At 52.7% G+C, this 14,529-nt stretch carries 10 protein-coding genes and 2 pseudogenes; 5 read left to right on the forward strand and 7 right to left on the reverse strand.

Annotated elements, in window-relative coordinates:
• Positions 1–328 precede the first annotated feature (328 nt).
• Positions 329–730, forward strand: coding sequence for a reverse transcriptase domain-containing protein (locus FEAC_RS08995; RefSeq protein WP_269078261.1), 402 nt, complete (start codon positions 329–331; stop codon positions 728–730).
• A gap of 17 nt (positions 731–747) precedes the next feature.
• Here FEAC_RS08995 and FEAC_RS09000 read toward each other — a convergent pair whose 3' ends face one another.
• Entirely contained in the window at positions 748–1,959 is a 1,212-nt protein-coding gene (locus tag FEAC_RS09000) for an ISAzo13 family transposase (protein ID WP_035392470.1), read from the reverse strand.
• A 46-nt stretch (positions 1,960–2,005) separates the two neighbouring features.
• Here FEAC_RS09000 and FEAC_RS14735 point away from each other — a divergent pair, with 46 nt between their 5' ends.
• Positions 2,006–2,359 carry a group II intron maturase-specific domain-containing protein gene (locus FEAC_RS14735; RefSeq protein WP_082055636.1) on the forward strand — a complete coding sequence of 118 codons (354 nt, stop codon included), beginning with the start codon at positions 2,006–2,008 and terminating at the stop codon, positions 2,357–2,359.
• 29 nt (positions 2,360–2,388) lie between these two features.
• Positions 2,389–3,012 carry a transposase gene (locus tag FEAC_RS09005; RefSeq protein WP_052566125.1) on the forward strand — a complete coding sequence of 208 codons (624 nt, stop codon included), beginning with the start codon at positions 2,389–2,391 and terminating at the stop codon, positions 3,010–3,012.
• Between the two features lie 42 nt (positions 3,013–3,054).
• Here FEAC_RS09005 and FEAC_RS09010 read toward each other — a convergent pair whose 3' ends face one another.
• Both FEAC_RS09010 and FEAC_RS09015 read right to left on the reverse strand, forming a co-directional pair.
• On the reverse strand, positions 3,055–4,407 hold the full coding sequence (locus FEAC_RS09010) for a glycosyltransferase (RefSeq protein ID WP_052566126.1): 1,353 nt from the start codon (positions 4,405–4,407) through the stop codon (positions 3,055–3,057).
• The gene (locus FEAC_RS09015) at positions 4,404–5,006 is read right to left on the reverse strand and encodes an exosortase/archaeosortase family protein (RefSeq protein WP_035392355.1); all 603 of its coding nucleotides are present in this window, start codon (positions 5,004–5,006) and stop codon (positions 4,404–4,406) included. Before FEAC_RS09015 ends, FEAC_RS09010 begins: the two co-directional genes overlap by 4 nt.
• Positions 5,007–7,193: 2,187 nt before the next feature.
• Between FEAC_RS09015 and FEAC_RS09025 the strand changes: the two genes are divergently transcribed.
• Positions 7,194–8,465, forward strand: a complete 1,272-nt coding sequence (locus FEAC_RS09025) for a hypothetical protein (protein ID WP_035392331.1) — start codon at positions 7,194–7,196, stop codon at positions 8,463–8,465.
• A 443-nt stretch (positions 8,466–8,908) separates the two neighbouring features.
• Here the strand turns inward: FEAC_RS09025 and FEAC_RS15210 are convergent, their stop codons facing one another.
• The 4 genes and pseudogenes from FEAC_RS15210 to FEAC_RS09075 all read right to left on the reverse strand — a co-directional run bounded on the left by FEAC_RS15210 (position 8,909) and on the right by FEAC_RS09075 (position 14,150).
• Positions 8,909–9,697, reverse strand: coding sequence for a hypothetical protein (locus FEAC_RS15210; RefSeq protein WP_152623157.1), 789 nt, complete (start codon positions 9,695–9,697; stop codon positions 8,909–8,911).
• A gap of 1,331 nt (positions 9,698–11,028) precedes the next feature.
• Positions 11,029–12,267 (reverse strand): annotated as a pseudogene (locus FEAC_RS14740) (IS3 family transposase).
• 355 nt (positions 12,268–12,622) lie between these two features.
• Positions 12,623–13,367 (reverse strand): annotated as a pseudogene (istB, locus tag FEAC_RS09070) (IS21-like element helper ATPase IstB).
• Positions 13,368–13,388: 21 nt separating this feature from the next.
• Positions 13,389–14,150: an IS21 family transposase gene (locus FEAC_RS09075; RefSeq protein WP_052566132.1), complete on the reverse strand. Its 762-nt coding sequence runs from the start codon at positions 14,148–14,150 to the stop codon at positions 13,389–13,391.
• Here FEAC_RS09075 and FEAC_RS15575 point away from each other — a divergent pair.
• Positions 14,126–14,500, forward strand: coding sequence for a DUF5372 family protein (locus tag FEAC_RS15575; RefSeq protein WP_160290371.1), 375 nt, complete (start codon positions 14,126–14,128; stop codon positions 14,498–14,500). The two genes, FEAC_RS09075 and FEAC_RS15575, sit on opposite strands and share 25 nt — an antisense overlap.
• The last annotated feature ends 29 nt before the right edge of the window (positions 14,501–14,529 follow it).

Raw genomic sequence — 14,529 nt, forward strand, 5'->3', positions numbered from 1 at the left:
CCCCAGACCTAACTCCTCCGTGAAGTCTGGGACGTGCTCGGCCTCCAGAAACGCAGCAATACGGCTCCACATGCGCCGATAGTAACTGATCGTCCCCTCGGTGTAGTGCAGCCGATGTAGCTCCTGCTCCAAGGCAGTGGTCAATTGGGAAAATGATTCAGACATGAAGTGATTGCCTCCTCAATGGGTTAGCGGGATCGCGAAGATCCTCCACTCCATTTTGACCCACAGCGGCGTTATGCGAAGCTGATGTGCCCATGGATACACCTTGACATGGGAGTATGTCCGTCAACTTCGCATAATCGTCTACTTCACATAAGGCGGCATCCTGTCACCACTACTTGCCAATATCGCACTCTCGGTACTCGACGAACACTTCGCCGAAGTCTGGGAGCGCGATATGGGAACTCGTTCTCAAAGAGCTACGCGCCGGAAGCACAAGGAGGCCACATACCGACTCATTCGGTATGCGGATGACTTTGTTGTAATGGTGCATGGAACTAAGGAACATACCGAGGCCTTGCGAGCCGAGGTTGCGGTGGTACTCTCCCAGGTAGGTCTACGCCTATCACCGGAGAAGACGATGACCGTCCACATTGACGAGGGGTTTGACTTTCTCGGCTTTCGCATCCAGCGACAGACCAAGAGAGGATCAAACAAGGCATACGTCTATACCTGGCCGTCGAAGAAGTCGCTCTCCTCGATCAAAGCCAAGGTTAAGGAGTCATAAACAAATAACATGGTCAGTCATGTCCTCGGTAAGATGACATAGTTCCATTCACCGTGGAAGTCGTCGCGAGCAATTTGGATGGTAGCAAACTCCGCATCGGTGACCTTCCTGCCCGTTTGGTATTGACCAGAATCGATTTGAGCGCGAATCTTGAGTCCTTTGCTCGTTGTGGTTGCGGCTATCAAGTTGACGATAACCTCGTGGCTCACCAATGGTTGACCGCGCCAGTTCAGGGTGATGAAAGAGAACATACGGTGCTCGATCTTGTTCCACTTGGAAGTGCCTGGTGGAAAGTGGCTCACGCGGATGGTCAGATCCAGCTCATCGCTAAGTCGTTGTAGCTCTAGCTTCCACAGACGTACTCGGGAGCCGTTACTTCCACCCCCGTCGGCCATGATCATGAGCTCCTTTGCGCCAGGATAGGTCGCCTGGCCCATGGCAAACCACCAGCGGCGGATCGTCTCGACCGCAAAGCTTGACGTATCGTGATCGGTACCTACGCTGACCCAGCCGGAGTTGGATGCAAGATCATAGACACCATATGGATTGGCTCTTCCCAGTTCCTGGTTCACAAAGTCGTACACCTCGACAAGCTCTGGCTCTCCTTGTGGCCGCCACTCCTTGCCGTTGTTCTTATAGTGGCCTACCAACTCCTTCTTCTTTGTATCCACCGAGATCACCGGTTGTCCACTCGACAGTGCGGCGTCTGTTTTGTGGTTAATGTATTCGAACTGGGCATTGCGGTCTGGATGACCTCCACCCTCGAGGGTCTTGCGGTTGCCCTGGAGGCTGTATCCAAGATCCTTAAGCAAAACTCCGACCGAGACATGAGAGATCTTATGACCCTGCTCTCCTAACTCGCGTGCCAGTTGCATCAAGCTCTTACAAGTCCAGCGCAGTGGTGACTGCGGATCACCCCTCGTGACAGGCTCCACCAACCGCTCCAGATCTCCTACCAGCAAGGGGTCGATGTCCACCAGCTTCTTACGTCCCGCACCTGCTCGTCTGACGCGCCTGGTTCTATCGACGTCTACAGGTGGAGCTGAGTTCAGTTCCTTAATGCCGGCCAATATAGACCCTCGGGCCACCCCAGTAGCTTCAGCAACACGCTTTACTCCGCCATGACCGAGTACTTTGGCCTCCGCTGCTGCGAACAGTCGCCTTTGACGTTCGTCGCAGAACCCTTCAAGAGCCTTGTAGCGAGCGGTGATCAACGCATCTGCATCCATCAGCCAAGTCTAGCTCGTAAGTACTAATAGTGCAAGTAATTGTTTTATGCCTCCTAAGGCGATTACCAAACAGGGAACGAATAACCCGCTCTCTAGTCTCTTGCGCCAGATTAATGGTGTTCTGAGGGGCTGGACAAACTACTTCCGACATGGCGTATCCAAAGATAGCTTCGCCTACCTACACCAGTACACCTGGCTAAGGGTAGTGCACTGGCTACGGCGGAAATATCGCCGTGCGAACTGGGGGTGGTTGCGACGGCATTACCTGGCCAACGCCTGGATGCCCGAGCAAGACGGTGAAGTACTCTTTGACTGCAGGTCAGTCCAAGTGACCCGTTACCGCTATCGTGGTGCGGCAATCCCTTCACCGTGGGCGGGGATAGAGGAGAAGGCATCTTAGCCAGATGGCATGGGTTCGGGGAGAGCCGGATGCGGTGGAAGTCGCAAGTCCGGTTCGGAGGGCGGACCAGAGAAACCCACCAGCGGAAACGTTGGCAGGGCGCTCTGGTTCGACCCTACTTGGGAACCGAGGCCCTAGAGGAGGTACGAAAGGATCTTTGGCGGGAGATGAGAAAGCTTCCCTCTCCTACCTTTGCCCGTAAGTTCGCCGGGGCAAGGTGGGCACTGTTGAAGAATCCAGGAACCCTAACCAAGCGTCAAGGACTAGCCCTCTTAGCCATCAAACAACGAGGAGGAGCCCTATGGCAAGCTTATGAGATGAAGGAGTCCTTACGGGCGATCTTTGCTGGTGACCTCGAGATCGACGAGGTGAATGAGATGCTCGATCACTGGTGTCAGCGAGCTTCGCGTTCGAGACTACCGAGTTTCATCCGACTCTCAAAGACCATCCGAACTCATCGAGACGGGATACTTGCCTCCGCCATACTTGGGGTATCCAATGGAAGGGTCGAGGGACTCAACACCAAAGTCCGCTCCATCATTGCCCGCTCGTATGGGTTTCACTCCGCCAAGGCTACCCTGGCCCTGGTGATGCTAGCTTGTGGACCGATTGACTTGAAGTTACCCTATGAAAGGGCGAGTTTATCCACATGAATGTCAATAGAGCCGGATATAGGACGCCACCAAATCAATCTATCAGGGAATGGTGGATCCCTCCAACTCAACGGTACGTCCAGTCTTGGACCACGATCTGACACCCTTGATCATCCTCACGAGAGCTGCCCAAGCGGAGATATAGCCGATATAATTCCACAACAGCATTAGATGACCCATCAGAATCGCCTTGGGCAAAGAAATCGACCTCGTTCGCCGATAATAAATAAGACCGATAAGAATATTTGGAAGGAAAGAAAACACGTACCAGAACAACAAGTATCCCATCTCCCAAACAGGCGAACCCACGTGCAGATTCAATATGCTTTTGCCAGCACCAAAGGCAAGCTCATAAAACACCCACTGCTGAATGATTGACCACGGCAGCACTATAACCCAGGGCACCAACAGATACGTGGTTACCTCAATAACTGCACTTTGGGAAACATTGGGTGACGACCAAACCTCTTTCATTCGGTTCATGCAAGTCATATGGCCTTGATACCAGCGAATACGCTGCCTAACCAGTGGTCGATAGCGCTCTACGGCCTGCTGATCCACGTATGCATCAACAGAGGTAGTGGCTTTCCAACCCTGACAGACAAGTCGCAGACCTATGTCTAAATCCTCCGTCAAGGAACTCGTCCAAGGTTCGCCTGGGAGACTCGCCAAGGCCGATAGCCGCGTAAATTGGCCATTGCCGCCCAAACTAACCGTCCCCGACCGGACGCGACTGAACTGCGACATTGCAGAAATCATCCAAAACTCAATATCCTGGAATCTCCCTATAAGCTTCTCTCGATTGCGGATCCGAACGACATATTGCACTGATCCAACTTTGGGATCTTCGGCAAAACACTGAAGTGCCGGTCTCCCGGCGGCCGGACTCAGTCTTCCGTCTGCATCCATCACGCCTATAATGACGCTAGCGGGATCAAATCCCATATCGTAGATATACCGCCCAATGCATTCGTAACCAGCGTTCAGCGCAGCCCCTTTGCCTTTCCGAGCGTTTGGTGGTCGACGTCTCAAGATGGTAAGGCGACTTTCAGCCTGGGCGTCAATAGCGGCTTGCTTCGCACGTTTGCTAGTTAAATCCTCCGAGCCATCATCAATGACGAGAACCCTTACAAAAGGATCTAGAAGCAGATGCCGCACCGTCGCCTCGATAACGGCCTCCTCGTTCAAAGCCGGCACGAGGTAGAACAGATTTAACGCTGGCTTGACAGCCAAATCGTATTTCGGGGCACCCGGATCCAAAAGCTCTTGCTGGTTCAGCCTCCTTGCGCCGAGACGTTTGTGCGCCCGCATCCCGGCAACAATCGAGTATATAAAATAAGGCAAAGCCACAGCCAGGATAATCTCCGATGCCGTTATGAAGACGATGTTAATCATCCAGCCTCCACCAGCTCAACCTGCTGGGTTTCACCTCGTTTACCCGTGCCGTGCAAGACAACCAGTGCGTACATAATGCCAGCTACAACAGTACTGAAGATCGTGAGAAATGTCCCAAGGTAGGTATGAGCGATCGGAAAGCCCACCTTTACTCCATACTGAGCGACAAAGAGTCCAATCATCCCAAGACGAAGAATATTAAAGAGTAACAGAATAGCGCTCGCCAACACTGCAGCGGAAAGGACACGTCGCACTGGAATCGGTCTGACCATTGCAAGGAAGGCAGTGATCAACAAGACCCCTATCACTAGGTAACCGACGCTGCACTCAGCTGTCACCGCAAAAATACCGACTACAATTCCTTGGCCACTAACCAGATAAATTAAACCACCCGAGCGGCTGTAAGCTGAATGACCCGTCAAAATCCCTATAAAATGCCCCCCAAGATTTGCCTCCATCTGCCGCCATGTGCCCTCATGGACCGCCAACACAAGCACTGCCGCGACAAGCACTAAACTAATCACATATCTCGATAACTTGCTCGTAACAGCTCGCGAAAGCACGTCAGGGAGCAGCCCCCCACGCGCACCCGAATTCACGTCCCAGCCTCCACTCCTGCAGCACATGTATTAACGTTCATTTTAGCCGCACAAAATCACACATGTACATTTTCCCCTTCAGTTTTCGCCGAAACACGAACGCAATCCCGATTCTCCATCATGGCTCATCCGCCGCAGTATGCGTTCCCGGGCAATAGCGGGACCTGGCACGATGCGATCCCTATGATCCAAACAACTTATCCAACGCTTTTACACGCGAGCAGTCTCATGCTTTCTTGCATCGTTCCACACCGTGCTCTCTGCATCCTGGTTAACAGTCCACACTTCAGTTAATGCCACGATCGTTTTATAGTGCTGACGGTCAACTACGGCAACAGCGCATCGCGTATTACCAACAAGAACGCCAACCGATAGGACCAGATGTATCCGCAGATTTAAGTGTTTTTCGACTCGCCACTCGTCACTGTCTAGAACTTACACGTCCTTCTACACAACTATATAGCCTTTCCGAACGGTAATCGGATAGTAGGGGTCTAATTCGCGTCGGCATCTATCTGTTTGCACTCCCAAGAAAGTGAGGGCCGATAAATAGCAACAAAGGGGATTGATTGAGAACAGAGGAACACGGCTAATGGTCCCGCTACCCAACATCTGGCGGCTGCTCAGGGTCCAGATTGGAAAGGGACTTCTTCAACACGCTCCCAGTGCCCCCATCAGAGTTGGCCGTGAATCGGGGAATGTTCAATACTTGGCCTTGTTGAGCCCGTTGTACATCCACTCTCCTGGAGGAGGCAATGACAGTTGCAGAGCAGATGTCGAAGGTGAAACAAACGGTACTCCGTTCAGAGGAGACCAAGAAGAATACCGGTCGCAGCCCCAGCTCTATTGTCACGTGTTGAGCCAAGGGGGCAAGGAGCTCGTCTCTGGAAAGCAGTTGTTTGCCTCGTAATCCCACGCACAGTAGCGACTGCGCATAGCCATGACGAGCACGTTCGCGTGCTGCGCAGTCGACGCTCTTGGGAGTCGAGTTGTTTGACACCAGCTTCCCATGGTCATGGCCAAACGAAGTGCACCCATCGTTGAGGTAACGAGAACAAGATAGCCCTCGTGCGCTTGACACGCGTCGGGCTTCGCGAGAAGCGGTGATGGATGATCTAGATATCTCGCCTTCACGGTCTCACAATGGGTAAGGAGACTCTCCAATGTCCAAAGCCTTCTAGTTCCAAAGAAACATAGCGATGAAAAGATTGCTTTGGGGTGATCAAACTCACCACCACGACCGATCCAGCTGATTCATCAACCAATACCAAGGCCGCCGAGGTCTTCAGTCTCTCCTCCGGCGGAAGTAGCTGGCGTACCTTTGGCCTCAACCCCCACGTGATTGGGGCCCTTGCGCATATCCAAAGAACCAGAGTTCACTCAAGAAGGTAAAAGACGTCACAGGTGTCTATCTGAATCCGCCAGATACAGCTATCGTCCTCAGTGTTGATGAGAAGACTAGAGGTACAAGCCCTGAACCGCACCCAACGCAACCAGTTACGAGTATGGGCCTGACCTCACCTATGTCGGGCTACTTCATTACAAACGCAGGTGGCATCGGCAACCATCATGTGCGTCCTCGGTGTCGCCTCTTCGCAAGGTCATGCCAAGATTACGGTCGTCCTACTAGCGGTAGAGTTCGTTATCAAGTGTGTACCAGTTGAACAGGGGTTCACATTCACAACGTCCACGAGAACTATGTGAACCTATAGAACCAAAATAGTCCGTACGTGATTCCGGACACACTCACTCTTTCAAACTTTGCATCACACCGACGTATCTATCGCAGATCTTTCAAGTGCAGCGTTGGTTCTTGAGTCCTTATCAAGTGCCTACAACACGGCCTCCACTACAGTGTGACCGAACTCATCAGAGCGATTGCCAAGTGGCCAAAACTATGGCTTGAGAACCCCAAACCCCGTCAACGAGCAAGAGCACCGAGGAGATCTTCGTCTCCATGCACAATTACCTGGAATCTAATATTCTTCGGCCGAATTCTGATGAGGACTACTGGGGCCATTCGAAAACAGTTCCGACCACATACGTACGCGTTTCACGGCAACGATAACCACCGAAGCACCATCATCCCACTATTTCGAGCCATTTCAATCCCACTTCCTACAGAAACCTGGATTCGTGGCCGATATTTTCACTGTGCCATACTTTTCTACCCATTAACGAGGATTCATGAAGCTAAACAAGACATCACCACATCGCTCAGCTCTACACAGCTATGCAGCAGCACTCAGTGTGCTCGGATTGACCGCCGGTGCTATAGCCGTTTCAACAAACATCCAAGCACAAACGAGAACGAATCTTAACGCCGTTCAACCGACTACCGAAGGCCAACTCACGAGTCTGCACACGACGTCCCGAAGCACCACAAACGTAGCTGTGCATCATCCAGTCACGGGCACACCACTCGTTGAAGTAGCACCTGTTAAAGTTGCACCCGCACACGCCACCACAACAGCCATCCAACAGTCAACCTCTTCAACACACCCTGCGAACGGGGCTTCCCCAGCAGCCGCAATCAACACCGGTCAAGGTCTCTTCCTTCAAGTATCCTCTCTATCGCCTACTTACTCAGTTGCAGACGTGGCGCACTGGATGGCCCAGGTTTGTAGCACTGGGAAAAGCACCGCTGGTTCAACGCTGGTATTGCAAGACATCGTGAATGCCTCTGGGCAATTTAATACTCCTTACCTAAACGCCATCGTGCCGTACCTACCGGGGTACAGCACTTGCTTCTCGCAGGTCTTCATAGGAACCGCTGGGATCAACTACAACGGACCGGGCACCCTCTATCAGCAAGGTGTGCAGAATACGAGCGTGCAAAGTGATTATCTCAACCAATCTGCTACTTTAGCGAAACAATTCCTCGCGCACTACCCGCGCGTGCGACCTAACTGGTACTTAACCCTTGAGGCTAATCTCAACTACCTTGATCAACCAGCAGTAGCAACTGCCTACTCGTCGATACTAACGAATCAGATTCGTTACCTGCAAAGTCTCACTCCGAACGCCTCTTTCCTGTGGTCCCCCGGATTCTGGTACACCTACACTGGCTACTCATCCAATACCTACGGAATGGGCCTCCTTAATCAAGGTCTAGCCGGGCTATTCAGCAACCTAACAGCAGCCACACACCAACCCGTAATCGTAGATCTGCAGGATGAGATTGGAACGACAAACTGTTGGGGCTCTGGCGCAATGACACCTTTAGACGCAGTCGACTGGGAGCACTACCTAACCACAATTCCCAATCATCCAGCCATTGAGATGAACACTACTCTCTTCCAGACATCATGCAGCACTGGTGGAGCTATGCCACTCTCGGCCAACCAAGTTAGCACGACAGAAAGCTATTATCAGTCGAACAATGTAAAACTCGGCCCAGCCTACGAGATGCGATATTGGCTCCAACAACACGGAATGTCACTAACCACACAGTCTTAGAGCAACTCAAGAGCGGTCGATTTGCCTTGATAGACACGATAACGGGAATACCAGTCACAACTACATCTCATCACAGCGGCCGGTAAATAATCCGGATAGGCCCCATGAACATGTAAAACAAACGCCATGGAAATCCGTGTGTAGGTAGCAGCAAGCGGAGCGCGATCACAACGATCGCACTCCGCCTCCATTATATAGAACAGTCAAACCCAAGAAGTCAACAGGCTCAAGCTCAGCATCGACCGCTAACTATGAACATCACTCTCAACTCGGTGTAGGCGCCGACCTCGCCACAGCAAAGCACCCGTAAGCACAAGGATCAGGCCTACAGCCACAAACCATCCGATATCAAGACCTGTGAAGGCAAGCGCAGCTGCGCCGGTTGCCACACCACCAGCAAGTGTGCTCTTTGCAATGTCAGGGTACACAAGGCCACCCGCCCCTCACTCCTGAGCCGAGTTGCGAGCCAATTGACGGCGTCGAATCACGACGGCAGCGGTTGCGGCACTGGCAATACCAATCACACCGACGATCTCCAACCCATCGTTACCGAACAGTGGAGCAATAGGTGACCCAAGCGGTGTTGGTGGATCGATCCACGCATGACCTGTCACCGACTGATTGCTAGTAGCCCCAGTTGGTACGTTATACCACAATTTAATTTCCTTGCTACTGCTGGTACTCACTTCGCCTGTAAAGTAACCTCCAGTAACCGAAGCGTTACTTCCTACCGAAGAAGACGGAACTTGAATTGTAACAGACTTAGCATTGCTGGCTCCCTTACCGGTAAGAGTTATGGGCTTGACGTATATCTTTACCGCCGCCGACACCCCCTGTAAATGCAGCACCACATACCCGTTCACCGATGTCGACAGCGACTTACTGCCAGAGTAGGTTTGCCAAACCGTGAAGGTGATAAAGTCTCCCCCAGTCACTTGTCCATTCGCATTAGTAGCACAAATAAGTACCCTATTGCCTAACGGATTATCATGATCCCCTGCCGTCGAGTGATCGCTAGCAACATAACCGTTATGAACCACCGTCCCGCTTGAATTGGTGCATGATACAGTATTGCCTGTACTATGGCCTGTACTATGGCCTGTATCGCCGGCAAAGGCCGTCTGCGAAAATGCAAGGGTACCTCCGACTGCCCCAGCGACACCCAAGACACCAATCCCCGCGACCCGGCCAGCACTCCTGGCCCTACTCCTTAAATGTCCACGCATGCGCACTAGCCACTCCCATCACTCGCCACACTCGCGCCATTCATTAATGACACGATCCCGATTATAACCATGTGATACTGACTGAAGTAACATTTTTGGGAATCTTTTCAATATATAGTTAAAGTTTTCTGCATTTCTAGCCGATACGCCACGCCGCGCAACATAATGACCACTCAAACGCATAAACGAGTAACGATTCGCCCATGACCATTAAGCCACATCTCTTCTCAGCACAGGACATCTAAGGTGCTATTGATAGAAATCCAGATCCCCAGTGCCCCCATCAGAGTTGGCCGTGAATCGGGGAATGTTCAATACTTGGCCTTGTTGAGCCCGTTGTACATCCACTCTCCTGGAGGAGGCAATGACAGTTGCAGAGCAGATGTCGAAGGTGAAACAAACGGTACTCCGTTCAGAGGAGACCAAGAAGAATACCGGTCGCAGCCCCAGCTCTATTGTCACGTGTTGAGCCAAGGGGGCAAGGAGCTCGTCTCTGGAAAGCAGTTGTTTGCCTCGTAATCCCACGCACAGTAGCGACTGCGCATAGCCATGACGAGCACGTTCGCGTGCTGCGCAGTCGACGCTCTTGGGAGTCGAGTTGTTTGACACCAGCTTCCCATGGTCATGGCCAAACGAAGTGCACCCATCGTTGAGGTAACGAGAACAAGATAGCCCTCGTGCGCTTGACACGCGTCGGGCTTCGCGAGAAGCGGTGATGGATGATCTAGATATCTCGCCTTCACGGTCTCACAATGGGTAAGGAGACTCTCCAATGTCCAAAGCCTTCTAGTTCCAAAGAAACATAGCGATGAAAAGATTGCTTTGGGGTGATCAAACTCACCACCACGACCGATCCAGCTGATTCATCAACCAATACCAAGGCCGCCGAGGTCTTCAGTCTCTCCTCCGGCGGAAGTAGCTGGCGTACCTTTGGCCTCAACCCCCACGTGATTGGGGCCCTTGCGCATATCCAAAGAACCAGAGTTCACTCAAGAAGGTAAAAGACGTCACAGGTGTCTATCTGAATCCGCCAGATACAGCTATCGTCCTCAGTGTTGATGAGAAGACTAGAGGTACAAGCCCTGAACCGCACCCAACGCAACCAGTTACGAGTATGGGCCTGACCTCACCTATGTCGGGCTACTTCATTACAAACGCAGGTGGCATCGGCAACCATCATGTGCGTCCTCGGTGTCGCCTCTTCGCAAGGTCATGCCAAGATTACGGTCGTCCTACTAGCGGTAGAGTTCATTTCAGTTCTTAGGGAACATCTGCAAACACTCAGATTCATAGCCTAGGCGACAATATGAACCGCCCCGGGTTTTACGGAGACCCGGTTATCTGTCAATCAAGTGATTGCCAGACTTCCTTTGTGCATAGTAGAGAGCTTCGTATTCGACTGGCGACATCATTCCAATCGAGGAGTGAAGCCGCCTGTTGTTGAACCAATCCACCCACTTGCAGGTCTCCCATTCGACAGCGATCTCATCGTCGCAGATACCAATGGCATGAATCAACTCCGTCTTGTATAAGCCGTTCAAACTCTTAAGCGAGCGTTATCATAACTATCACCCGTAGTTCCGACTGAAGGTCGGATGTCAGCGGCCAGAAGAGTCGCTTCAGTAGGCCACAGAGAGATACTCCGACGCCTCGATCGCTGTGATGAATGAGATCCTCGGTATCTGGCCTTGCCGCCATAGCCATTGCTAGCGCGTCGGTAGCTAGGTCACTCTTTAGGGAGTTGGCCACCTTCCAACCGACGATCATCCTAGAGAAGACATCGATGATGGGGGCCACATAAGCCCACCCAGCTCTTGTCTTGACATATGTGATGTCGGCACACCCAACTAGTTCAAGGGAGCTCATTTGGTTCCCACGATACGAAGTGTCGCTTGATAAGGTCCTTGGGCCTCTCTAGTGATTCATCTCCAAATGGTGGTGATAACGATCCCTTTACCCCGAGTGGCACCCTTAATGCCCAGTTCACGCATGAGTCTCTCGACTTCTGCAGCGAGCCACTTCGTTGCCAGCTCTGTTCAGTACCACCCAAAGCTTCTTGGCTCCATAGACGCTGTAGTTGGCCTCGTACGTCTCAGTTATGAGAACTTTGAGCTCTTCGTCTCGGAGGGTTCTATTTGAGGATTCTCGTCGCTTGTAGTCATAGTACGTAGAGGAGGCGAAGTGCAACACTGTACAGATCGGCTGGACCCTCCACTTGTCCCTATTCGCGTCGATGAACGCCACTACTTGTTTCGTTTGGTTCCTGGTTGACCGTCCAGCTCGGTCGCGAAGAAAATCGATACCGCTCTCAGGATCTCGTTCGCTCGCTTTAACTCAGCGTTCTCGCGTTCGAGTTGGCGCACCCGTTCCTTGGCCTCACTCGTTACCCCCTCGCGGTCCCCTGTGTCGATCTCGGTTTGGCGCACCCAGATCCGTAAGGTCTCTGGGGTCATGCCGAGCTTGTTGGCTACCGATTGAATCGCTGCCCACTGCGAAGGGTATTCCCCTCGGTGGTCTACAACCATACGAATAGCCCTATCCCTTACCTCTGGCGAGTAACGCTTCACCTGTGCCATAGTAACTCCATCCTCTCAAGAGTAGGAGTCTCCAAGAAACCCGGGGTTATTCAATACCCTTCCCTGGAGAGACAGATCCCGCGCTCAAATTCGCATCTCCAAGGTGGCGGAAAGGAAAACATGACCGAGAATCCTCCTGTGGCATACTGCCATCTCGACCATCTCTGTACATCGGCACACGATACCATCGAAATAGGTGCACATTTCGCTCATTTCGGACACCGAATCCGGAGTTTTCGGACAGTCTCGGACGGGGAGCCATCGGGTGCCACGCCTAACCCCTACCTCACCTCCTTTCTGGTGACTGTTCTTGGTCGGTGACCCATCGTTCTCATCTTAGGTGTTGGACCTCTTCTCATCCCTGTACGTCGGTCGAGGTGACTACTTTGCGCATCGATTCTCCGTTCAGTTCGATGCGGTGAAGGTTCGTTGTAAGGCGGTCAAGAAGAGCGTCAGCGATCGTCGGGTCACCAATGCTTGCGTACCAGTTGGCAACTGGGAGTTGTGAGGTAAGGATCGTTGAGCGAAGTCCATGACGATCCTCGATCACCTCTAAGGTGTCACTGGCAGCATCTGGGTTGACGGGTCGAATGAGAAAGTCATCAAGTATCAACACCTCCACCTTGGACCAGGCATTCATGAGACGTGCCAGTCTCGGAATCACCGCGGGCGATGGTGAGTTCTTCGAGCATTCGCGGATAGCGCAGATAGAGAGCCGAGTGCCCCTGACGGATGGCCGCATGCCCAAGGGCACACGCCACATAGGTCTTACCCACTCCCGTGGGTCCAAGAACGGCTACTTGGTCGTGGTTGCGTACCCAGTTCGCGCTTGCCAAGGACAGCACCTGGGAACGGTCAAGACCCCGTGAGGCTCGAAAGTCAAGGGACTCTATGCTTGCCCCGGAGCGTAACTTGGCTGCCCGCAGGAGTCGTTCCATCCGACGCTCATCTCGGTAGCTGATCTCGGCAGTCACGAGATGGCTAAGACGTTCGTCAAATCCCAGGGTGAGAAACTCAGATGAACGCGACTGTTGTTCTAGAGCGTCGATCATTCCTTCGAGTCGGAGACGCCCTAAGGCTTCAATGGTATGATTGGTCATGGTATTTCCTTTCTTGGTTGGTTACTGGTAGTAGTCGGAACCACGAAGGTTCTCATGGGTAGGTCCGGGTTGCGAGGGAGGTGTTTCACCTGGTGGTGGTGCACTATCGAGTCCGTTCTTTAGAATCGAGGCCACACTGCGATAGGAGTAGGACCCAAGGGAAAGAGCGCGACTACAGGCTGCCTCGAGACGCTCTGGTGAGTACGTCTTTGCAAGACTCATGATGCCAAGACAGCTCCGGTATCCCTGTTCTGGGTGTGGACGGCGCTCGAGTACTCCCTCAACCAGGGCTCCCGTCATTGGACCGGTGGTCTTGGCCCAGTTGATAATGCGTGAGGGGCTCCATTCGAGGTGAGCCCGGTGAGAGGCTGGCATGTGCGAGGGGTCCGTGGTAAAGCCGTAACGGACACTACTGCGTGGGTGGAGAGCCACTCTGACCCCCTTGGCAAAGATCTGCACACTCTTCTCTGATAGTCGTACCTCGACGTGGGTGCCTACCAGGCGGTAGGGTACCGAATAGTAGTGACGGTCAGCGCTCACGATGATGTGATAGTCAATGCTGACCTTGGCTCGCCTCCAGGTAGCAAACTCATAGGGAGTAGCTGGTAGCGGGCGCAGATGGTCACGTTCAATCGTCTCAAACAACTCCTGACGTGAGGTACCAAGGGATTTGGTAACCCGGTGGTTAAGATCCCAGGTGAGCTTTACGATCTCTGCGTTGGCCTCTGCGAGACTATGGAAGTGACGGTTGCGTAGCCGTGCGAGAATCCAGCGTTCAACCACAAGAACTGCCACCTCAACTTTGGGTTTATCGTCGACTATCAACTGCTCGAGGGAGCGGCGATCCGCAACGATTCCGTATCACCCACCCGTTCCACCCCAAGAAGGGTCAAGAGTACGAGTTAGTCGGCTTTGCCCACACCTGGGGGGAGTACCGGGTGTTCTTTCGCCTGCCAGGTGACCTGCGTACGCAGTCAGTTCCCGCTGATTGGACCGATGTTGAAGAACCAGATGCCTTCGTCACCTGTTCTGCACAACGGTCATTGTTCCGACCCAAAGATCTGCTCGAACTCGCTGATCTCTTAGAGGTCCTAGAACATCAGAGTGTAAGGACAACTACGCCGAATGTGTAAGGATGATTTCGCCAGTGAGTTCATAGATA

This window comes from Ferrimicrobium acidiphilum DSM 19497 (assembly GCF_000949255.1).
In the GTDB taxonomy this organism is placed as follows: Bacteria; Actinomycetota; Acidimicrobiia; order Acidimicrobiales; family Acidimicrobiaceae; genus Ferrimicrobium; species Ferrimicrobium acidiphilum.